This is a genomic window from Pseudomonas sp. R11F, assembly GCF_050312575.1.
Taxonomy (GTDB): domain Bacteria; phylum Pseudomonadota; class Gammaproteobacteria; order Pseudomonadales; family Pseudomonadaceae; genus Aquipseudomonas; species Aquipseudomonas palleroniana.
On sequence record NZ_JBNPJU010000036.1, the window covers coordinates 124,075 to 145,981 of the forward strand.

Here is a 21,907-nt window from a genome sequence, read left to right on the forward strand (position 1 = left end):
TCGGGCTCACCATTACAAGAACACTGCCTATGACCCTCAGCACCGACCTGCCTGGCACCTCGGCGGCGCCCGCACAGGTCATCCGTAAAGACTATGCAACCGAGATGGCGGTAGAGCGCACGCGTCTGCTGTATCAGGGCTCGCTGCTGCCCACCTTATTAATGCTGGTCAATGGCCTGGTCTGCGCCTGGCTGTTGTGGAGCCCCAAGCTGTACGTGCTGGACAGCATCTGGCTGGTCTGGTTGCTGGCCCTGGTGGCGATGCGCGTCATTCAGGTGGCGGCCTTCGAGTCAGCCATGCCCAGCCGCCAGGCCCAGCCGATCTGGCAGCGCATGTTCATGCTCGGCTCGACAGTCAGCGGCTTGACCCTGGCCATCGCCGCCATTGCGCTGGTGCCGGCAGACAGCTTTATACAACAGGCCTGGGTGTTCGGGCTGCTGGGGGCCGCAGCGTTGTCGGCCAGCGTGGCCTATGCCGTGAGCCTGCCGGCGTTTCTGTCGTTTGCCATGCCGTGCCTGGTGCCGACCATCCTTTATCTGTTCTGGAGCGGTGGCCCGCAGCAGCAAGGCTGGGGTGTGCTGGGCCTGATCCTGCTGGCGTCCTTGAGCCTGGTCGCCTGGCAGGTCAACCGCCTGATCCAGCGCGGGTTGCTGCGACGCTTCCAGAACCAGGCCCTGATCGAGCATCTGCAGCAGGCACAGCAACGCAGTGAACAGTTGAATCAGGAACTGGTACGCGAAGTCGAACAGCGCCGTCAGGCTGAACAGGAACTGCGCGACGCCCAGACCGGCCTGCAAGATCGTGTGGCACAACGCAGCCAGGAGCTGGACGCCGCCAGCCTTGCCCTGGACAAGAGCGAAGCGCGCCTGGCCATGGCCTTGCAGGCCAGCGAGCTGGGCCTCTGGGACTGGAACCTGCAAACCGACGAAGTCCATCACACCCAGCTCAAAGAGCTGTTCGGGCTGGAGCCGGAGTACGTCACGGCGATGCTCAGCCACCTGAAGCCGCGCCTGCACCCCGAGGATCTGCCGCTGCTCAAGCGTGCCTTGGTCGAACACCTGAAAGGCCGCAGCGAGGACTATCAGGTGGAATATCGCGTGCGTCACGGCGACGGCCATTGGGTGTGGATCGAAGACCGGGGGCGCGCGGTGGAGTGGGCGCCCAGCGGACGGGTAACGCGCATGCTCGGCACTCGTCGTGATATCAGTGCCGGCAAGGCGCTTGAAGAGCAGCAGCGTCTGGCTTCAACGGTATTCGAGGCCGCCAGCGAAGGCATTGTGATTCTCGACCCGGATTATGTATTGATCGCCGTGAACCAGGCGTTCAGCCGTGTCACCGGCTTCGAAATCGACGACATGATCGGCCGTAACGTTGTGGAATTACCCAGCAGCCGCGATGCGCGCCGTCACTTCCCGGTGATCCGCCAGGCCCTGCTCAGCCACGGCACCTGGCAAGGTGAACTGGTGGAAACGCGCAAGAACGGCGAGCTGTATCCGCAGTGGCTACAGCTGAATGTCGTACGTGATGTGCGTGGAAAAGTCAGTCATATCGTGGGCTTTTTCGCCGATTTGTCGGCGCGGCGCGAATCCGAGGAGCGCATGCGCTACCTCACCCATTACGATGAATTGACCGGCCTGGCCAACCGCTCGCTGTTCCGCGAACGCCTGCGTGAGGCCCATGCGCGGGTGCGCCAGGGCGGGCGCAGCCTGGCGCTGCTGCATATCAATCTGGATCGCTTCAAGCTGCTTAACGATAGCCTGGGCCATGAAGTCGCCGACCAACTGCTGCAAAAAATGGCACGCCGCTTGATCAACGCGTTGCCCGAGGCCGATACCATTGCGCGGCTGTCCGGCGACGAGTTTGCAGTGCTGTTCGATGCCTACGGCAACCTGTCGAGCCTGGCGCGGGTGGCCACGCGTCTGCTGGCCAAGCTGCGGGTGCCGGTGACGGTGGAGGGGCACGAGCTGGTGGTCAGTGCCTCGATGGGCGTCAGCCTGTTGCCGGATAACGCGCGGGAAATTTCCGCATTGGTCAGTCAATCGAACATGGCCATGCAGCATGCCAAACACTTGGGCGGCAATAACTTCCAGTTCTATACCGACAGCCTGCAAGCCAGCACCCTGGAGCGATTGCAGCTGGAAAACCAGCTGCGCAAAGCCATCGACGAGCGTCAGCTCACGGTGTTCTACCAGCCGAAACTGTGCCTGGCCACTGGCACCCTGAACGCCGCCGAAGCACTGGTGCGCTGGGAGCATCCGCAGTGGGGCATGGTACCGCCGGGGGACTTTATCGGTTTGGCTGAAGAGACGGGTTTGATCGCACCACTGGGCGAATTCGTGCTGCGCCAGGCGTGCTGGCAAGCGTGTGAGTGGCAGCGCCAGGGCCTGGCGCCGATCCGGGTGTCGGTGAACCTGTCGGTGCACCAGTTGCGCCATGGCAAGCTGGTCAGCCTGGTGCGCCAAGTGCTGGAAGAAACCGGCCTGGACCCGCAATACCTCGAACTGGAACTGACCGAAAGCCAGCTGCTCGACAGCGTCGAGCACATCATCGCGACCTTCCAGCAACTGCGTGACTTGGGGGTGAAACTGGCGATCGATGACTTCGGCACCGGTTATTCGTCCCTCAGCTACCTCAAGCGTATCCCGGTGGACTACGTGAAGATCGACCAGGCATTCATCCGTGGCCTTGGCCAAGGTCGTGAAGACGCCGCGATTACCCGTGCAATCATCGCCATGGCGCACGGGCTGTCGCTCAAAGTGGTGGCGGAGGGTGTGGAAGATCAGCAGCAGCTTGATTTCCTGCGCAGGGAGCGTTGCGATGAAGTGCAGGGCTACCTGATCAGTCGGCCGATGCAGGCGCAGGGGCTGGCGCAATTGTTACGGAAAAATGCAGATTTTCCTTAGCGACCGCGAGAGCGCCTTTGTGGCTACCAAAGTACCTGCCCTTTGATTCAAAGGGCAGCAGGGCGATTTAGTGATGCATCGGACGGGCAAAACGACAATTCTTGTAGTATAACTACAAGCTTGCTACATCCCTGGCGTCTGCCAATAACAAGAGTCCTGCCCTTTGAACCTGTTGCAACATATCGCCCAGTCGCGCCACCTGTTACGCAAATCGGAACTCAAGGTTGCCGATCATGTGCTGCTTGATCCTGCGGCCGTGATGCACAGTTCCATGGCCGACCTGGCCCACAGCGTGGGCATCAGTGAGCCGACCATCGTGCGCTTCTGCCGCGCTATCGGTTGCTCGGGGTTCCAGGACTTGAAACTCAAGCTGGCCCAGAGCCTGGCGGCCGGTGCGAGCTTCGGGCAGTTTGCGATCCATGAAGATGACTCCGTCGCCGACTACAGCCTGAAAATTTTCGACACCACCTTGCACACGTTGATGGAAGTGCGCGAGAAGCTCGACCCGGTAGAGCTGCAAAAGGCGGTGACCGCCATGTCCCAGGCCCAGCGTGTCGAGTTCTATGGTTTTGGTGCATCCGGCGCCGTCGCGGCTGACGCCCAGCACAAATTCTTTCGTCTGCTGCTGACTGCCGCGGCCTACAGCGACCCGCACATGCAGGCAATGTCGGCCGTGACCTTGAAGCCTACCGACGTGGCGATCTGTATCTCCCAGTCGGGCCGTTCCAAAGACCTGCTGATTACCGCCAACCTGGTGCGCGAAAGCGGCGCCTCGCTGATCACCCTGTGCCCGAGCCAGACACCATTGGCGGAGTTGTCCACGGTCAACCTGGCGATCGATGTGCACGAAGACACCGAGATCTACACCCCGCTGACCTCGCGTATCGCTCACCTGGTGGTGATTGACGTGCTGGCGATGGGCGTGGCGATGGCGCGTGGTCCGAGCCTGGTCAACCATCTCAAGAGCGTGAAGCGCAGTTTGCGCAGCCTGCGTCTGTCGCCCAAATCCGTCAAAGCCCTCGACGACTAGAAGCGGTATGCAGATCCCAATGTGGGAGGGGGCTTGCCCCTCCCACATTGGGTTTTCCTGTGTGTCGAGAATCTTCATCAGGTTGTCATCGCCCCGTCATCCCCCAAGGCCATCCTGAACTCCCCGTACTCGCATTGGGAGACTCCAAATGACCCGGCACTACGAAGACAGCAACAGCACCGTCAAGACCCGTCGCCAACAGGAAGACCAACGCCGCATGGCGTTCCGTCGCGCCATCGAAGACCGCTGCGAAGAGCGTCAACTGCTCCAGAGCTTCAGTGACTACCCGGAACTCCACTGGCAGGCACCCGTGGCTGCCCAGCGAAGCGCTCAGCCAGCACGCTGATCTGCACCCGTTCGCTGCGGATAAAGCCCAGGAACGCATGCGCCACCGGTGACAGGCGTTTGGCCTTGGCCTGCACCAGGCACCAACTGCGGTACAGCGGCAGCTCCTCCACCGGCAACTCCTTGAGCCCGCCGGTGGCCAACTCCATATTGACGGCGTGGCGCGTGAGCAAGGCCACGCCCAACCCTGCGCTCACGCATTCGCGCTGGGCTTCGGCCGACGCGACTTCCACCGTTTGGGTGAAGTGCACGCGTTTCTCCTTGAAGTATTCCTCGCAGGCCAGTCGCGTGCCGGAACCGGGCTCGCGCAGTAGCAGCGTGTAGGGTTCCAGGTCTTGCAGGCGCAGCGGGCCTTGCAGGCTCAAGGGGTGGTCGAGCGGTGCCACGGCGACGATCGGGTTGTTGAGAAACGGCAGGAATTCCAGGCCCATGTCCTGGGGCACCATGGACATGATGACCAGGTCATCGCGGTTGTCCGACAGCCTGCGAATCACCTGGGCGCGGTTGACCACCGTCAGCTGCAATTGCACTTCGGGGTGTTGGCGCTTGAAGGCCGCGAACAGGTGCGGCACGAAATACTTGGCGCTGGACTCCACCGCCAGCTTCAACTGGCCCTGCAGCGAGCCCTGCATGTCCGACAGTTGCATGTCGAGGTTTTCCAGGCGCCCGAAAATATCGCGACTGGCCCGTTGCAGGGCTTCGGCGGCTTCGGTCATGTAGAGTTTTTTGCCGACGTAATCGAACAGCGGCTGGCCGATCAGCTCTTCCAGCTGGCGGATTTGCAGGCTGACCGCCGGTTGCGTGAGAGACATTTCCTCGGCGGCGCGGCTGTAAGAGCGCAAATCACACACTTCATTGAAAATCTGAAGTTGACGCAATGTCATACGCATCAATGACTTACGCATTTTTAATTCCTGTTGGTGCGGCCTGTCCGGCCAACTATAAGTCTTTACTTATGCCTAACCCAATAATTATTGATTTTTGTTAATTCCTTGAGCGGCTTAGTGTGTGTCACGCGACTGGCTTGAAACATTTGGTCACGCGTCGACCCGGGTCTAGCGGGTCGAAGAACGCAGCAATCGGCTCAAGGGAATTTCCAAGTGATAAAAAAGATCCTGATCGCCAACCGTGGTGAAATCGCCGTACGCATCGTGCGAGCCTGCGCCGAGATGGGGATTCGCTCGGTTGCGGTGTTTTCCGATGCCGACCGTCATGCTCTGCACGTCAAGCGTGCCGACGAAGCCCACAGCATTGGCGCCGAGCCTCTGGCCGGTTACCTGAACCCGCGCAAGCTGGTGAACCTGGCGGTGGAAACCGGCTGTGATGCGTTGCACCCGGGCTATGGTTTCCTTTCGGAAAACGCCGAACTGGCAGACATTTGCGCCGAACGTGGGATCAAGTTCATTGGCCCATCGGCCGAAGTCATCCGCCGCATGGGCGACAAGACCGAAGCGCGCCGCAGCATGATCAAGGCCGGTGTGCCGGTGACTCCCGGCACCGAAGGCAACGTCGCCGATATCCATGAAGCCCTTAGCGAAGGCGATCGCATTGGCTATCCGGTGATGCTCAAGGCCACTTCCGGTGGTGGCGGTCGCGGTATCCGTCGCTGCAACAGCCGCGAAGAACTCGAACAAGCCTTCCCGCGTGTCATCTCCGAAGCCACCAAGGCATTCGGTTCGGCGGAAGTGTTCCTGGAAAAATGCATCGTCAACCCCAAGCACATCGAGGCGCAGATCCTCGGTGACAGCTTCGGCAACGTGGTGCATCTGTTCGAGCGCGATTGCTCGATCCAGCGCCGTAACCAGAAGCTCATCGAAATCGCCCCCAGCCCGCAGCTGACACCCGAACAGCGCGCCTACATCGGCGACCTGTCGGTGCGTGCGGCCAAGGCGGTGGGCTACGAGAACGCCGGTACCGTGGAGTTCCTGCTCGCCGAGGGCGAGGTGTACTTCATGGAGATGAATACCCGGGTGCAGGTGGAACACACCATCACCGAAGAAATCACCGGGATCGATATTGTCCGTGAGCAGATCCGCATCGCCTCGGGCCTGCCGCTGTCGGTGAAACAGGAAGACATCCATCACCGCGGTTTCGCGTTGCAGTTCCGTATCAACGCCGAAGACCCGAAGAACAACTTCCTGCCCAGCTTCGGCAAGATCACCCGTTACTACGCGCCCGGCGGTCCCGGCGTGCGCACCGACACGGCGATCTACACCGGCTACACCATTCCGCCGTTCTACGACTCCATGTGCCTGAAACTGGTGGTGTGGGCATTGACCTGGGAAGAAGCCATGGACCGTGGCCTGCGTGCCCTGGACGACATGCGCCTGCAAGGTGTGAAGACCACCGCCGCCTACTACCAGGAAATCCTGCGCAACCCGGAATTCCGCAGCGGCCAGTTCAATACAAGCTTTGTGGAAAGCCACCCTGAGCTGACCAACTACTCGATCAAGCGCAAACCCGAAGAGCTGGCCCTGGCCATCGCCGCCGCCATCGCCGCCCACGCAGGCCTGTGAGGAATACAACAATGACCAAGAAGATTTTCGTAACCGACACCATCCTGCGCGACGCTCACCAATCGCTGCTCGCGACCCGCATGCGTACCGATGACATGCTGCCGATCTGCGACAAGCTCGACAAAGTCGGCTACTGGTCCCTGGAAGTCTGGGGTGGCGCGACCTTTGACGCTTGCGTGCGTTTCCTGAAAGAAGACCCGTGGGAGCGCCTGCGCAAACTGCGCGCCGCGTTACCTAATACCCGCCTGCAAATGCTGCTGCGTGGCCAGAACCTGCTGGGCTACCGCCACTACAGCGACGACGTGGTCAAAGCGTTTGTCGCCAAGGCCGCCGTGAATGGCATTGACGTGTTCCGCATCTTCGACGCGATGAACGATGTGCGTAACCTGCGCGTGGCCATCGAAGCGGTGAAAGCCGCTGGCAAACATGCCCAGGGCACGATCGCCTACACCACCAGCCCCGTGCACACCATCGACGCGTTTGTGGCCCAGGCCAAGCAGATGGAATCCATGGGTTGCGACTCGGTCGCAATCAAAGACATGGCTGGCCTGCTGACCCCGTATGCCACCGGCGAACTGGTCAAGGCCTTGAAAGCCGAGCAGAGCCTGCCGGTGTTCATTCACTCTCACGACACCGCCGGCCTGGCCGCGATGTGCCAACTCAAGGCTATTGAAAACGGCGCAGATCATATCGATACCGCGATTTCCAGTTTCGCCTGGGGCACCAGCCATCCGGGCACCGAATCGATGGTCGCGGCCCTTAAAGGCAGCGAGTTCGACACTGGCCTCGACCTGGAGCTGCTGCAGGAAATCGGTTTGTACTTCTACGCAGTGCGCAAGAAGTACCACCAGTTCGAAAGCGAATTCACCGCGGTCGACACCCGCGTGCAAGTCAACCAGGTACCGGGCGGGATGATTTCCAACCTGGCCAACCAGTTGAAGGAGCAGGGCGCCCTCAACCGCATGGGCGAAGTACTGGCTGAAATCCCCCGTGTGCGCGAAGACCTCGGTTTCCCGCCGCTGGTCACGCCGACCTCGCAGATCGTCGGTACCCAGGCGTTCTTCAACGTGTTGGCCGGTGAACGCTACAAGACCATCACCAATGAAGTGAAGCTGTACCTGCAGGGCGGCTACGGCAAGGCGCCAGGCACGGTGAACGAGAAACTGCGTCGCCAAGCCATCGGCAGTGAAGACGTGATAGACGTGCGCCCGGCCGACCTGCTCAAGCCGGAAATGACCAAGCTGCGTGGCGAGATCGGCGCATTGGCCAAGTCCGAAGAAGACGTGCTGACCTACGCCATGTTCCCGGACATCGGCCGCAAGTTCCTCGAAGAACGTGAGGCCGGCACCCTGGCCCCTGAAGTGTTGTTGCCGATCCCTGAGGCCGGCGGCGTGGCCCGCGCCGGGGGCGAAGGTGTACCGACCGAGTTCGTCATCGACGTGCACGGCGAAAGCTACCGCGTGGATATCACCGGTGTCGGTGTGAAGGCCGAAGGCAAACGGCATTTCTACCTGTCCATTGATGGCATGCCGGAAGAGGTGGTGTTCGAACCGCTCAACGAGTTTGTCAGCAGCGGCGGCAGCAAGCGCAAGCACGCCAGCGCGCCGGGTCATGTGAGCACGGCAATGCCGGGCAATATCGTCGATGTGCTGGTCAGGGAAGGCGACGTGGTCAAGGCCGGCCAGGCCGTGCTGATCACCGAAGCTATGAAGATGGAAACCGAAGTACAGGCCGCCATTGCCGGTAAGGTCACTGCGGTGCATGTGGCCAAGGGCGACCGGGTCAACCCGGGTGAAATCCTGATCGAAATCGAAGGCTGATCCACAGCCTTCGACACTACCGCTTAAACCTCGGGGGGCATATGCCCCCTTTTTTTTGCCTGGCGCTCGGGCGGTCCGGCCTTAGAACGTCATCGCCCACTGCCCCATCAACGCGTGGTTGCGACTGTGGCTGCCGACCTCGGCGGTATAGGCCAGGCCTACGCTATGTTCGGCCGACAGGGCCATGTCCACGCCGGTGCGCAATGCCAGGCTGTCACGGTCCAGGGAAGCGCCGGCAATGGTGAACTCACTGTTGAAGTCCTCGCGTTTTTCCTGGGCGAAGGACTGGCGCACGCGGCTGTCGACGCTGCCATACAGATGTTTCCAGTGGGTGCTCAGGTGCGGTTTGAGGGCGATGCGGTTACCCAGTGCAAAGTCATGGCTCAAGCGCAGGCCAACGGTGCTGCTGAGGTTTTGCTGGGTCTGTGTACCGACGTTCAGCGCGCTATAGCCGCCTTTTTCCTGGAAACGCTCACGTTGGTAGCGCTGCAAGCCGATGCCGGCGAAGGGCTCGGCACGTAGGCCGCCAGTGTCCAGTTGATAGCCAAGCTCTGCGAAAGCGTTTTGGCTCTGAGCGGTGTACTTGCCGGTGAGGGACTCGCGGTAGCCGACGAAGTCAAAATCGACCGTGCGTTTGTTTTGCCCGGTATGCCGGCTGTAGAGCGCGCCCAGGCGCAATGCGAACGGGCCGTCTCGGCGCACGGCGTATCCACCCAGGTGCCAACTGTCCAACTCACCCTGGAACCCCTTGATGCTCAGGTCGCTGTCCGATTTGCCACCCACTACACCGATCCGCCATGCGTGGTCGAGTGACCAGTCGGCACCCAGCAGCACGCCTTGGGTGCTTTGACTCAAGCCGGCGCTACCGTGTTGGGCATTGAGCCGGCCGCCGCTTCCCAGGCCCTGGAGCCAAAAGCGCCCCGTCTCGCGGGTGTCATTATCCAACTGACGTATTGCCGACAACAGGTTGGCGGTCACGGGCTGCAGGCTGTTTTGAGTCGCGGTGCCCAGATTGGCGTTCTGGCTGCCGGCCAATTGTTCAAGCGTGGCGGCTAACCGGCCTGGCGCCAGGCTGCCCAGGTAATGGCCGTACTCTTCAAGTTGATGCTTTTCCCATTCGCTCAATGTGTCCGATGCCAGCAGTGCGTCGACTGCGGAGTCCAGCACGCGGGCGACGCTCAGGCCGTTACGGCTGCCGGCATGGTCGGCAAAATAAAACTCTTCAGGCGCAGGCTCCACCGGGCCGACGTGCGCTTTTTCGCTGCTCTGCGCGGCTGGCGCAAACCACTCGCTGTCAGGCTCCATATCGCCACGTGCCTGAGCGCAGTGAGCGCTGGCGGCTCCCAGCAGCAGGGTGATAGCGAGTGCGAATTGCTTGTGTATAAACGTCATCTAAACCCACCTCTTCATGTATGAGGCGGTGGAATTTAGCGGGGGCAGAAGGGATAACTGTCAGGCCGGCTACCCCTCGTTTGCGGGAGATGTCTCTAGTCTGCTGCGATTAAAATTGCGCCCAGGCGGCAGGCCGCAGTGTCCCTTTTGGCCTTCATCGCTTGGCATAACCCTTACCGTAGTGCCGCTCCATACGGGCCTGGATCAGTTCCAGCGCCAGGGACATTACCCAGTAGATGATCGCCGCCGTGGTGAGCATCTCGATATAGCGATAGCTTGAACGACCGTAGGACTGCGCCAGGAACATCACTTCCCACACGCCCATCACCGAGATCAGGGACGAGTCCTTGAGCATGGAGATGAACTGGTTGGTGGCGGGCGGAACAATGGTGCGCATGGCCTGGGGCAGGGTGACGTGCCAGAAGATCGCACTGTCGCGCATGCCCAGGGCCAGGGCGGCTTCGCGTTGACCATGAGGCACACCCAGGATACCGGCGCGGAAAATCTCGCTCAGGTAGGCGCCATAGTTCAGCGACAGCGCGATGATGCCGGCTACGATAGCGCCCGGCACCAGGCCCAGTTGTGGCAGGCCCAGGTAGATCAGCAGGATCTGGATAAGCAGTGGCGTGCCGCGAAAGAACGACGCGTAAAAACTGGCAATGCCGAACGCCACGGCACTTTTCGACAGGCGCCCCAGGGCGGCGATAAAACCCAACACCGATGACGTCAGCATTGAGCACAGGCACAGGAAGAGCGTCAGCGCGGCGCCTTGCAGGAAGCCGTTGGGCGCCAAGTGCAGGCCGACCAGGTTGGGCAACTTGTCGAGGATGATCGAGAACTTCAGGTCAAAGCTCAGGAAGAAGCCGGCAAACAGGGCGAACAGCGCCGCCCAAGTAAGGTACAGCCGTGTGCGAAAGCCCAGCAGGCGCTGCAGCAAGGGGGGTCTGGACGGTGTCATCGGCTGATATCGGCGCCAATCCATTTTTGCGACAGCGCGCTCAAGGTGCCGTCCTGTTTGAGCTGGGCAAAGACCTCACGCACCTTGCTGTCCCACGCCGCGTCGCCTTTCTCGATGGCGACCGAGTTGGGCTCCGAGTACAGCGGCTCGCCGGCCAGCTTGAAGCGCTTGTCTTCGGTCAGGCGCGGCTGGGCGGTAACCAGGTTGGTGAGGATGGCATCCAGGCGCACGCCGGCACCCAGGCCGAGGTCCTGGAAGGCGACGTTGTCGGTGTCGTACGGGGCGATCTGCACATTCTCGAACGGGTACTGCAACGGCGTGTCTTCGGCACCTTCGATCACCAGGTTCTTGTTCAGGTAGCTTTCGTAACTGGAGGCGCTGGTGAGGCCGACTTTCTTGCCGCTCAGGTCCTTGGCCGTGTGGATGCGCTCGTCCTTGGCATTGACCACGATCACCGCCGGCGAGGCGTAGTACTCCACCGGGAAATCAAACACTTCGGCGCGGGCTTTGCTCGGGGTCATCGAGCAGATGCAAATGTCGTAGCGCCCGCTCCAGCGGCCGGCGGCGATCACGTCCCATGAGGGCGTCTCCAGGCGCAGCTTCACGCCCAGTTTCTGTGCCACAGCCTTTGCCACGTCAACGTCGAAGCCACTCAGCTGGTTCTGGTCGTTGAGGAACGAAAATGGCGGGTAGCTTTCCATCAGCACGCCCACCAGCTCTTTTTTCTGCTCGATGCGATCCAGCGTGGCGCCACCGAAGGCTTGGGTGCAAGTCGCCAGCGTCAGCAGGCCCAAGGCCAACAGGGGTTTAAGTTTCACGAATGACACCTTTAGAAAAAAGAGTTGTGATGCAGCGAATTCAGCGTATTAAATAGTTATAAAAACGACTCTCATAGTGAGTTATTTTCATAAGCTTATGAGTAAAAAGCATATGGGCGCAGAAACAGTGATTCTCGATGGTGGCATGGGCCGTGAACTGCAACGCCGTGGCGCGCCGTTCCGTCAGCCGGAGTGGTCGGCTTTGGCGTTGAGCGAGGCGCCGCAGGCGGTGGAGGCGGTGCATGCGGCTTATATCGACAGTGGCGCGAACGTGATCACCAGCAATAGCTATGCGGTGGTGCCGTTTCATATTGGTGAGCTTCGATTTGCGGCTGAAGGCCAAGCCTTGGCGGCTTTGGCGGGTGAGTTGGCGCGGCGGGCGGTGACGGCCTCGGGTAAACATGTACGGGTGGCCGGTTCGTTGCCGCCGTTGTTTGGCTCATATCGCCCGGATTTATTTGAAGCGCAGCGTGTATCCGAGTTACTCACACCGCTGGTGCAAGGCCTGGCGCCTCACGTTGACCTGTGGCTGGCGGAAACCCAAAGCTCGATTGTCGAAGCGCGGGCGATCAAGGCCGGTCTGCCTCAGGATGGCAAGCCGTTCTGGCTGTCGTTTACCTTGAAGGACGAAGACACCGACGAAGTACCACGGCTGCGCTCCGGCGAGCCGGTGGCGGACGCGGCCGAGGCGGCTGCGCAGTTGGGCGTGCAGGTGCTGCTGTTCAACTGCAGCCAGCCGGAAGTGATCGGCGCGGCGATTGATGCTGCGCGCCAGACCTTTGAGCGACTGGGCGTAGCGATCCAGATCGGTGCCTACGCCAATGCCTTCCCTCCGCAGCCCAAGGAAGCCACGGCCAACGATGGCCTCGACCCGTTGCGCGACGACCTCGACCCACCCGGCTACCTGCACTGGGCCGCTGATTGGCAGGCGCGCGGTGCCAGCCATCTGGGCGGTTGCTGCGGGATCGGGCCTGAGCATATTGCGGTGCTGGCCCAGAAGCTGGGGTAGTTGGCCAACGCAACTGCAAATGTGGCAGGGAACCCGTTCCCTGCCACAGGCATCATGCGTCGTCTGGGAGGGTCAGGCCCGGCACTGCGCCAGGGTTTTCAACTGGCCCGATCCCGTCTGATTGGCTTCTGATAACCATGCCTCGAAGCCTGCGCCAATCGCCGCCCATTCCGCGTCGATGATGGAATACCACGCGGTGTCCCGGTTCTGCCCCTTGACCACCATGTGCTGGCGAAACACACCTTCAAAGCTGAACCCCAGGCGTTCGGCCGCGTATTTGGAGCGGGCGTTGGCGTTATTGCACTTCCATTCCAGGCGGCGGTAGCCCTGTTCGAAGGCATGCCTGGCCAGCAGGTACACCGCCTCGGTGCTTTTCGGTGAGCGCTGCATCGGCGCCCCGAAGGTGACGTGGCCGATCTCGATACGGCCTTGGGCCGGGACAATGGACATCAGGCTGAGGATGCCTTGGACCTGACCGCTGGCGCGGTCGATCACGCTGAAAAAATACGGGTCGCTGTGAGCTGCGTGATTATTCAACCAGTCATTGAAGGCGCTGCGCTCAGGGAAAGGGCCGTAAGGCAGGTAGTCCCACAGTTTCGGGTCGGCACCGGGGCCTTGAAGCGCTTGGAACAGATCGTCGGCATGGCGCGCCGGGTCGAGTTTTTCCAGGCGGATAAAGCGTCCTTCCAGCACTTGCACGGTAGGCGCCGGGACGCCTTTCCAGTCGGCGGGGGAAATGGGCATGCTGCGCTCCTCAAAGGCCTTTGCGAAATTGGATGAAACCTGGGCGTTCGGCGATGCGTTCATACAGCTGGATCGCCGTGGCGTTAGTTTCGTGGGTCAGCCAATGGACCTTGCAGCAACCATCGGCCTTGGCGGTGGTGTAGACGAATTCGATCAACTGACGACCGACGCCGGTGCCGCGTTGAGCGGGGTCCACCAGCAAGTCCTGCAGGTAGCAGGAGTTTTCAATGCTCCAGTTGGAGCGATGGTAGATGAAGTTGACCATACCCACCGCCTTGCCGTCCTGCCAGGCCAGCGCCGAATGGGTCGGCTCATTGGCGTCGAGCAAACGCTGCCAGGTGCTTTGGCTCACCGCGTCCGGCAGTTCGGTGTTGTAGAACTTCAAATACGCTTGCCACAACGGCAGCCAGGCGGCGTGGTCGGCAGCAGTCACCTGGCGGATGTCGGTCCGGTTCATTCTGAAACTCCTTGGGGAATAAAGCGCGCGAGGGTCTGGTCACGCACGTCCGGGCTTGCGGCCAGGCCTTCGCGAACGCCGGCAACGTCGGCCGCGCTGCGGTTCTGGCTGAGTTTGCGCTTGCCGATCAGGCGGTCGATCGGCAGGGCGAAGCCGACGATGGCCCTGAGCATGCCGTCGATGTAGTCGGCCGGGGCGTCGCTGACTTTCCACGGTTGGCTGCGATTGCCTTCATGACGGTCGGTGAGGGCACTGACCAGCTTGAGCAAGCGTGCGGCATCGGTGAACACCTCGGCCTTGCCGTAAGCGTGCACGGCGATGTAGTTCCAGGTGGGCACCACTTTGCCGTGCTCGGCCTTGGCCGGATAAAACGCCGGGCTGATGTAGGCTTCGGCGCCGGCAAAGATCACCAGGGCGTCGCTGCCATTTTGCAGCGCTTGCCACTGTGGGTTGGCCTTGGCCAGGTGCCCATAGAGCGTGCCGTTGGGGCCTTCATCGGGGTTGAGCAACAGCGGCAGGTGGCTGGCTTGCAGGCCCTGTTCGCCAAAGGTTACCAACTGCGCCAAGCGGGTGTGCTGGATCAGTTGCTGGATTTCGGGCAGGTCATCGAGGGCAAAGGCACGCGGTGTGTACATGGAGATTTTCCTTGGCGAATGCCTGCATCCTAGGCAGGCTATTGGTTCGTTGTAAGAGCCATCTAGGGTCAATTTCATAGGTCCAATATGCCGCCTGTTTTGCCGCCGATGTCATTCAACCCCGCCGGAATCGAGCTGGATCGCTGCCAAGGTCTGACTCGCCAGCTGTATGACGCCTTGCGCCAGCGGGTGCTGGACGGGCGGCTGGTCAGCGGCACGCGCTTGCCGGCTAGCCGTGATTTGGCGGCGGCGTTGTCGATTTCGCGCAACAGCGTGGTGCGCGCTTACGACCAGCTCTACGCCGAGGGCTTTATCGAGAGCCGGGTCGGTGATGGCACCTATGTAGCCCAACTGCCCACCGCAAAAAAACTATCCACAAAACTGTCCACAGGGTTTTCAACAGGCTTATCCCCAATCTTATCCACAAACGCGGCGAATTTGCCGGAAAATCTGGATGACGAAGTTATCCACAGTGCCGGTGTCGAGCGGATAAAAACCAACCACCTGTCTCAGCCTCCATCGGGTCCGCCACGGGCATTTCGCGTGGGCGTACCGGCGTTCGATCTGTTCCCGTTCGAGGTGTGGGCCAAGCTGAATGGGGCGTTCTGGCGCAAGCCGGATCTGGAGCAACTCTGTTACGGGGACCCGGCTGGCGATGCTCGCTTGCGCGGGTTGATTGCCGCTTACCTGCGCAGCTCACGTGGCTTGCAATGCACGGCTGAACAAATAGTGATCACCAGCGGCGCGCAGCAGGCAATCAGCCTTTGTGCACAGTTGCTGGTAGAGCCTGGCGATGCAGTGGCAGTGGAAAACCCCGGTTATCGTGCTGCCGGCCATGCGTTCGCCCTGGCCGGTGGGCGACTGCACGGAGTACCGGTGGACAACGAGGGTATCGACTGCCAGGTACTCAATACCCTTGCCGATTGCCGCGTGGCTTATGTCACGCCTTCCCATCAATACCCGCTGGGTGTGGTGATGAGCCTGGCCCGACGCCTGGAACTGCTGGCCTGGGCCGAGCGTACGGGCGGCTGGATCATCGAGGACGACTACGATGGCGAGTACCGCTACAGCGGCGCGCCCCTGTCGCCCTTGGCGGCCCTGGCTCGCAGTGGGCGGGTGCTGTATGTCGGCACGTTCGGCAAAGTAGCGTTCCCGGCCTTGCGCCTGGGTTATCTGGTATTACCGCCGGGGCTGGTGGACGCCTTCTCCCGGCGCCGTGCCGTCGACATGCGCCACTCGGAAGTCAGCACCCAGGCGGTGATGGCCGAATTCATGGCGGCCGGGCACTTCCAGCGGCATATCCGCCGTATGCGCCGGGCTGCCTTGAGCCGGCGCAACGCGTTGCTCGCGGGTTGGCCGGACGGGTTGGGGGGTATCGGCGAACTGCCCAGCGTGGCCGCTGGGCTGCACCTGACCGTGCGGGTGGAGACATTGGCGCGCGAACAGCAACTGCTCGCCCAGGCCCGTGAGGTGGGGGTGGAAGTCAACGGCCTGAGCAGTTACTGGCTGCCCCAATCAAGCACGCCGGTTGACCAGCGCGCTGGCCTGGTGATGGGGTTTGCCGCCGTGCCGGAGGTGGAAATTGCACTCGCGCTCAAGCGTCTGCGCGCCGCATGGCAGTCCGGATAATTAACTACCGTCTGGCCGGGTGAAGAGGCCAATACCGTGAGGGCTTCCTGTGTCTTTGCTCTAGGTAGACGATCATGCCCGACCCACTTTCCCCACCCCCCGTTGTCGATGCGCTGCAGTTGCGCACCAGCCAGTTGTTCGCTTTACGCCCCACCCTTGGCACTTTAGGCATTACTCAGGCCCAGCTCGATGCCGACCCGGAGGCGGTGCTTGAGTATTACGCCGAGCAGTTGATCGAGTTCTTCTGCGCGCCCGGCCCGGCGTCGGAAACTCGCTGGCGCGAGTTATCGCAGATGCTTGCACAGCAGCTGCGTAAGGTTCTGCGCAAGCAGGCAGATCCCGTCATCCGCAGGCTGCTCCAGGCTGTGCTCGCGTTTCCCGACAGCGGCGAGCGGACCTCCACGATTGAGGCCTATGGCGTTCAACGGCACAACGACCTCGCATTGGCGATCGTGGGGGCCGGTACAACGCTGATCTACTCCGTGAGACATGGCCTTGAGGTTTTTACGTCTGCTCAGCAGGCCGAGGTGTTGGTAGACGCTGAGCGGCTTGAGCATGACGTCTTCGAGGGCTGGGCGCTGTGTGGGCTGGAAGCGGCGTTGCAACGTATCGATGCGATTGACCTCAGTGAAAGCCCGCGCCTTGAGCCTCTGGATCGACAACTGGCCTGGGCGACCCGGTTCCGTGATTTCTTCGAGCAGGACCCCGAGCCGCAGGGGCTGCGTGAATCGTTACCGTCCTGGCTGAAAGAAGCCTCGCGCGTGGGGCGATTGGCTTACAGCAGGCTGTTGGTGAGAACCGCCTGGGCCTATCAGAAATATTGCGCCCGCGCCCAGCTCGACGACCTGCCGGAGGACGACGCCGCGCACCAAGCCTGCTTCGCTCGGGAAATGGCCATGGACCTGTGCAAGGTGGCGTTGGAATACAGTCTTCAAGGTCTGGCGGGGGTTACGCTCGAGGGTTATTACCGGCTTCGCGCAGCCGTGAGAACTTACGCGACCCATCGTCACGTGCAGGGCGAGCCGATGGTGTTCAGGCGGTTGGCGGATGAGTCAGACTACCTGATCGGTGCTGGGAGCGATGAGGTCGGCCCCTGGTTGGTGTTTCGGCCGTGGTCGGCACAGGTCTTCCAACAAGTGATGACTGCCCCTGCATCTGGCGCGGTGTTGTCCCAGCCTTTCGCTGAAATGTTCTTGACCCGCAAGATGCTGCTCGCAAGCCCCTTCAAGGCGCAGGTTACGCAAAATGCTCAAGTACCCTGGCGCGACGGCGTTCGCTGGATGCGGCAGGTGGCCCTGCTGCTGGTTTATCCCGCCAGGCCGCAAGGCCAGGAGCCTGCGCCGCCACACCCGCGCGTCAAGCGGCTGGATGCCGCGTGGGCGGGGGCACGGCAGGTGCTTTCGGCAGCCCAGCAGCATCAATTGGCGGCGATAGGACACCCGTCAAAGGTAGGCGAGATGATTCATGAGGGGCTCCATAAAGGTCTCCACCTCTTCGATAACGGGCTCGTCTACAACAAGGACGAGAACCACTTCTACGTGCTGTCGCACATTCGTATCAGCCCTGTCTTTAATATCAACAGCCCGGTCTACCAGGTGGTCGACCGGCCGCAAAAACCCGCAACCCTGGGGCCCGACATCAGCCGTAATGACCAAGGTCAGTGGGACATCCGCCGGGTGCCGCGGCTCAAGCGCGATGTGCGTGGGCTGAGTGTGCGTGGGCGTAGAGCTTTCGATGCAGGCCAGGCCTCACTGGCCCGGGCCCACCAGGCGGAGGCCGAAACCCTGCGCCCCGGCACGCCACCGGTTGCAGCAGAGGAGCAGTTCGAGCAACTGGCGCGGGGGTTGGACGACGCTGCCCGTGTGCTTGCGCAATTCACCCAAGGCCGCAGCAATGAGGACTGCGTTGCCTTGATCAGCCAATTGCGGGTCACTGCCGTTCAGTTGCGCAGCAAAGGTCATCGCCTGCGCATCGATATGATCCGCACCAGCCAGACCCCAACCGTTGGCGATGTGGAATACCTGCTGGGGCAACGTGCGATTTGTATCCGCCGGATCAATGGCCGGGTGCCGGAAACCATCGACGGCACGGTGGACTATCTGCAGGAATACGAAGTACTGGACGTGATGGGCGGCTATCGGCCCCTGTGGTACGCGCACTTTCATTACCCCTTGCTGCACACACCGCCAGACCAGCCCTCCAAGGCGCACCTGAAATTAGCCGCGCAGCGCAAAATGGGCCGCGTCTTTGAACAGGCCGAACGCAGCGCCGGGCGCCACTCGCAGGTCTACCGTGGGCCGATCGGCACACCCTCCGGGCGGCGCATTTTTCTGGATGTGATGTAACACCCACCGGAGCGAGCGACCTCGCTCCGGTGGGCCTTGCCACTGCGTGATCAAGTACCGGATTTGATCTTGGTCCAGGCGCGCGTCCTGGCGCGTTCGGCATCACGCGCCAGGGGTTTCAAGGTGTAGAGCGTTGCCATCGCCGCCTCGGTCGGGTACAGGTTGGGGTTGTTGCGAATGGCTGGGTCGACGTGTTCGGTCGCGTCCTTGTTCGGGTTGGGGTAGCCGACGAAATCACTGATCGGCGCAATCACCTGGGGTTGCAGCAAGTAGTTGATGAAGGTGTAGGCGTCTTGCGGGTTCTGCGCGCCTTTGGGAATGGCGAGCATGTCGAACCAGATCGGTGCGCCTTCTTTGGGCAGGCGCATGTCCACGGTGACGCCGTTCTTGGCTTCCTTGGCGCGGTTGGCGGCCTGGGAAAAACTGCCCGAGTAACCCACGGCCACGCAAAGATCGCCGTTGGCGATATCGGCCATGTACTTGGAGGAGTGGAAGTAGGTGATGTACGGACGGATTTTCATCAACAGGGCTTGTGCCTTGTCGTAATCCTTGGGGTTGCTGCTGTTGGGGTCCAGGCCGAGGTGCTGCAGGGCCAGCGGCAGGATTTCCGACGGCGAATCCAGGAAGGCGACGCCGCATTGCTTGAGCTTGCTGATGTTCTCTTCCTTGAAGATCAGGTCCCAACTGTCCACCGGCGCATCGGGCCCCAGTGCCGCCTTGACCTTGTCTGGGTTGAAGCCGATCAGGATGGTGCCGTACATGTAGGGCACGGCGAATTTATTGCCGGGGTCGTTGGCTTCGATCAGCTTCATCAGCTTGGGGTCGAGGTGGTTCCAGTTGGGAAGCTGGCTGCGATCCAGGGGCTGGAAGACGCCCGCTTCGATCTGCTTGGCCAGGAACACGTTGGACGGCACCACCACGTCATACCCGGAGTTGCCGGTGAGCAGCTTGGCTTCCAGGGCTTCGTTGGTGTCGAAGATGTCGTACACCAGTTTGATCTGGGGGTTTTGTGCCTTGAAGTCCTCAAGGGCCTTGGGCGTGATGTAGTCGAACCAGTTGTAGACCTTGAGGGGTTTTTCTTCGGCCTGCGTCGCGCCGCTCAATACGGCGGCGCACAGGGCCAGGGTGGTGAGCATCTTCATTGGGCGGCTCCTGCTTGTTCGAAACCTTCGAGGACGTTGACGGCGTTGATACCGATTTCTTCGACGGCGTAGCCGCCTTCCATCACGAACAGCGTGGGCCTGCCAAGACGCGCGATGCGCTGACCCATCGCCAGGTAATCCGGGCTGTCGAGTTTGAATTGCGAGATAGGGTCGTCTTTGAACGTGTCCACTCCCAGGGACACCACAATGACGTCGGCATCAAAGCGTTCGGTCTCCTGGCACGCCGCTTCGAGCGCGGCGCTCCAGGTGTCCCAGCCGGAGCCGGCCGGCAGCGGGTAGTTAAAGTTGAAGCCCTCGCCAGGCCCTTCTCCCAGCTCATCGGCATACCCCAGGAAAAACGGGAACTCAGCCTCCGGGTGGCCGTGGATGGAGGTGAAGAGCACATCGCTGCGGTCATAGAAAATCGACTGGGTGCCGTTGCCGTGGTGGTAATCCACGTCGATGATCGCGACTTTTGCATGGCCCTGGTCGAGGAACGCCTGGGCTGCGATGGCGGCGTTGTTCAGGTAGCAATAACCGCCCATCAAATCACTGGCTGCGTGATGCCCGGGCGGGCGGCACAGGGCAAAGGCACTGCGGGCGCCTTGCTGGATCGCCTGCTGCGCGGTGAGCGCTACCTGTGCCGCGCTGTAGGCGGCTTGCCAGGTACCGGCGGTAATCGGCGCACCGCCGTCGAAGCTGTAGTAACCCAGTTGGCCATGCAAGCTGGTGGGCAACACCCGACGCAGGGTGCGGGCAGGCCAGGTATAGGGCAGCAGGTCGCCGTCCTGGCCGTATTCGGTCCAGCGGGCCCAGGCGTTTTTGAAAAAATCCAGATAGTCGCAGCTGTGGATGCGTTGCAGCGGGGCCAGGCCGAAGTCCTGTGGTGCCTGCACCGGTCCCAGGTCACGGTCCTTGACCCGTTGCAGCACATGGTCGGCGCGCGACGGCATTTCAAAGCAGGGCATCAATTGCCCATCCATCAATTCGCAGCGTCCGTGGTGTAGATGGTGATCGTCTGAATAGATCGTCAGCATGGGGGCTCCCGCAGGCGTGTTGTTGTGCCTTCAAGTGTTGCGGTGCGGGGGCGGCCAAGAGAATGGCAGGAGCGGCCAGAAGGGGATAAATGTGGCCAAAGACTTTGACCGTAATTCGCCCGCTAATGGCGCATCAGGCTGGGCGCGACCCCACTCCAGCGCATAAACGCGTGGCGAAAGCTTGCGGTCTCGCTGAAACCCAATTGTTCGGCGATCTTGTAAATGGGCCATTGCCCTTGTGCCAGCCATTGCTTGGCCTGCTCAAAGCGCAGCTCGTCGAGTAATTGCTGGTAGCTGCAACCTAACGCATGCAGATGCCGGCGCAGGGTTCGTGCGGAACAGTTCATCTGCGCCGCCAAGCCGTCCAGGCCGGGCGCGGCGTGCAGTTGCTCGGCCAGCAACTGGCGCACGCGGTTGAGCCAGGCCTGGCGCCCGGTGAATTCGGAGTTCTGTTTGCGGCAGCGTTCGGCCATCGCCCGATGGGTGATGGCATCGGCCAGGGGCAAGGGTTGTTGCAACCACTGGGCGTCGAACGCAAAGCCGGTGTGCCGTGCGTCAAACTGCAAAGGGCAGTCGAAACGCTCCGCGTATCGCGGGTGGTAGGCGGGTGCCGGGTAGTCGAAACGCGCTTCACGCAACGGCAGCGGGCCGCCGAGCAAGTCATCGCAAATGACTTTCATCGACACCAGGCAAAACTCCACATTGAACGCCGCCAGCGCGGGATTTTCCCGATAGTCGCCGGCGGTCAGCCAAATCTGTTCGCCGTCTTCCACCAGGCTGAGTTCAAAAAGTGTTCCCAACAGCGCCGGGTAGCGTAGCGCCAGACGCAAAGCGTCACCTAAGGTGGCACTCGTCAACAGCGCATAACCGAGCAGACCGTAGGACGACACGTGCATGCGCTGGCCCAGTTCCAGGCCAATGTCCTGGCGCAGGGCTACGGCATTGGCGCATACGCGCATCTCCTGGCAGGTGGTGATGCGCGTGTCGGCGCGGCGCAGGTCTGCTATGCCAATGCCGCTGCCGGCCAGTAATACCTCGGCCGGCTGCCCCTGGTCCTTGAAGGTCGTCAGGACCAGAGATACAGCGTTGAGGGTCGTGAGGTGTGAATGCAGCATGGGGACACCCGC

18 protein-coding genes are annotated in these 21,907 nt (G+C 61.5%); 8 read left to right on the forward strand and 10 right to left on the reverse strand.

Annotated elements, in window-relative coordinates; genetic code table 11:
* Positions 1-29: 29 nt before the first annotated feature.
* The 3 genes from ACQRBV_RS09515 (at position 30) to ACQRBV_RS09525 (ending at position 4,279) form a co-directional block, all read left to right on the forward strand.
* Complete coding sequence (locus tag ACQRBV_RS09515) at positions 30-2,903, forward strand: EAL domain-containing protein (RefSeq protein ID WP_060756619.1); 2,874 nt, start codon at positions 30-32, stop codon at positions 2,901-2,903.
* 163 nt (positions 2,904-3,066) lie between these two features.
* Positions 3,067-3,933, forward strand: a complete 867-nt coding sequence (gene hexR / locus ACQRBV_RS09520) for a transcriptional regulator HexR (RefSeq protein ID WP_003177007.1) — start codon at positions 3,067-3,069, stop codon at positions 3,931-3,933.
* A gap of 148 nt (positions 3,934-4,081) precedes the next feature.
* On the forward strand, positions 4,082-4,279 hold the full coding sequence (locus ACQRBV_RS09525) for a PA3496 family putative envelope integrity protein (RefSeq protein WP_081087085.1): 198 nt from the start codon (positions 4,082-4,084) through the stop codon (positions 4,277-4,279).
* Here the strand turns inward: ACQRBV_RS09525 and ACQRBV_RS09530 are convergent.
* Positions 4,209-5,183, reverse strand: a complete 975-nt coding sequence (locus ACQRBV_RS09530) for a LysR family transcriptional regulator (protein ID WP_411984897.1) — start codon at positions 5,181-5,183, stop codon at positions 4,209-4,211. The two genes, ACQRBV_RS09525 and ACQRBV_RS09530, sit on opposite strands and share 71 nt — an antisense overlap.
* A gap of 195 nt (positions 5,184-5,378) precedes the next feature.
* On the opposite strand from ACQRBV_RS09530, the gene ACQRBV_RS09535 reads away from it, so the two are divergent.
* Together ACQRBV_RS09535 and oadA are read left to right on the forward strand one after the other, a co-directional pair.
* Entirely contained in the window at positions 5,379-6,794 is a 1,416-nt protein-coding gene (locus ACQRBV_RS09535; RefSeq protein ID WP_090367886.1) for an acetyl-CoA carboxylase biotin carboxylase subunit, read from the forward strand.
* 11 nt (positions 6,795-6,805) lie between these two features.
* Positions 6,806-8,614, forward strand: coding sequence for a sodium-extruding oxaloacetate decarboxylase subunit alpha (gene oadA, locus ACQRBV_RS09540; RefSeq protein WP_411984898.1), 1,809 nt, complete (start codon positions 6,806-6,808; stop codon positions 8,612-8,614).
* An 81-nt stretch (positions 8,615-8,695) separates the two neighbouring features.
* Here oadA and ACQRBV_RS09545 read toward each other — a convergent pair whose 3' ends face one another.
* From ACQRBV_RS09545 to ACQRBV_RS09555, 3 genes are all read right to left on the reverse strand, one after another.
* A complete protein-coding gene (locus tag ACQRBV_RS09545; protein ID WP_411984899.1) occupies positions 8,696-10,006 on the reverse strand; it encodes an autotransporter outer membrane beta-barrel domain-containing protein in 1,311 nt (436 codons plus the stop codon).
* A 154-nt stretch (positions 10,007-10,160) separates the two neighbouring features.
* Complete coding sequence (locus ACQRBV_RS09550) at positions 10,161-10,928, reverse strand: amino acid ABC transporter permease (protein WP_090372288.1); 768 nt, start codon at positions 10,926-10,928, stop codon at positions 10,161-10,163.
* A gap of 32 nt (positions 10,929-10,960) precedes the next feature.
* Entirely contained in the window at positions 10,961-11,782 is an 822-nt protein-coding gene (locus tag ACQRBV_RS09555; protein ID WP_198761043.1) for an ABC transporter substrate-binding protein, read from the reverse strand.
* Between the two features lie 112 nt (positions 11,783-11,894).
* Between ACQRBV_RS09555 and ACQRBV_RS09560 the strand changes: the two genes are divergently transcribed.
* The gene (locus tag ACQRBV_RS09560; protein WP_060756625.1) at positions 11,895-12,791 is read left to right on the forward strand and encodes a homocysteine S-methyltransferase family protein; all 897 of its coding nucleotides are present in this window, start codon (positions 11,895-11,897) and stop codon (positions 12,789-12,791) included.
* Between the two features lie 72 nt (positions 12,792-12,863).
* Here ACQRBV_RS09560 and ACQRBV_RS09565 read toward each other — a convergent pair whose 3' ends face one another.
* From ACQRBV_RS09565 to ACQRBV_RS09575, 3 genes are read right to left on the reverse strand one after another with little or no spacing between them, the layout of a single operon-like run.
* Complete coding sequence (locus ACQRBV_RS09565) at positions 12,864-13,535, reverse strand: GNAT family N-acetyltransferase (RefSeq protein ID WP_411984900.1); 672 nt, start codon at positions 13,533-13,535, stop codon at positions 12,864-12,866.
* Between the two features lie 10 nt (positions 13,536-13,545).
* Complete coding sequence (locus ACQRBV_RS09570) at positions 13,546-13,992, reverse strand: GNAT family N-acetyltransferase (protein WP_411984901.1); 447 nt, start codon at positions 13,990-13,992, stop codon at positions 13,546-13,548.
* On the reverse strand, positions 13,989-14,627 hold the full coding sequence (locus ACQRBV_RS09575) for an FMN-binding negative transcriptional regulator (RefSeq protein ID WP_126870611.1): 639 nt from the start codon (positions 14,625-14,627) through the stop codon (positions 13,989-13,991). Before ACQRBV_RS09575 ends, ACQRBV_RS09570 begins: the two co-directional genes overlap by 4 nt.
* Positions 14,628-14,714: 87 nt before the next feature.
* Between ACQRBV_RS09575 and ACQRBV_RS09580 the strand changes: the two genes are divergently transcribed.
* Together ACQRBV_RS09580 and ACQRBV_RS09585 are read left to right on the forward strand one after the other, a co-directional pair.
* A complete protein-coding gene (locus tag ACQRBV_RS09580; RefSeq protein ID WP_411984902.1) occupies positions 14,715-16,256 on the forward strand; it encodes a PLP-dependent aminotransferase family protein in 1,542 nt (513 codons plus the stop codon).
* A 74-nt stretch (positions 16,257-16,330) separates the two neighbouring features.
* Positions 16,331-18,601: a hypothetical protein gene (locus ACQRBV_RS09585; RefSeq protein ID WP_411984903.1), complete on the forward strand. Its 2,271-nt coding sequence runs from the start codon at positions 16,331-16,333 to the stop codon at positions 18,599-18,601.
* Positions 18,602-18,651: 50 nt separating this feature from the next.
* Here ACQRBV_RS09585 and ACQRBV_RS09590 read toward each other — a convergent pair whose 3' ends face one another.
* The 3 genes from ACQRBV_RS09590 to ACQRBV_RS09600 all read right to left on the reverse strand — a co-directional run bounded on the left by ACQRBV_RS09590 (position 18,652) and on the right by ACQRBV_RS09600 (position 21,895).
* A complete protein-coding gene (locus ACQRBV_RS09590) occupies positions 18,652-19,743 on the reverse strand; it encodes a polyamine ABC transporter substrate-binding protein (protein ID WP_090367899.1) in 1,092 nt (363 codons plus the stop codon).
* On the reverse strand, positions 19,740-20,780 hold the full coding sequence (locus ACQRBV_RS09595; RefSeq protein ID WP_411984904.1) for a histone deacetylase family protein: 1,041 nt from the start codon (positions 20,778-20,780) through the stop codon (positions 19,740-19,742). The genes ACQRBV_RS09590 and ACQRBV_RS09595 overlap by 4 nt, the downstream gene beginning before the upstream one ends.
* A gap of 122 nt (positions 20,781-20,902) precedes the next feature.
* Positions 20,903-21,895 (reverse strand): AraC family transcriptional regulator, encoded by a 993-nt coding sequence (locus tag ACQRBV_RS09600; protein WP_411984905.1) that lies wholly within the window; start codon positions 21,893-21,895, stop codon positions 20,903-20,905.
* Between the last annotated feature and the right edge of the window lie 12 nt (positions 21,896-21,907).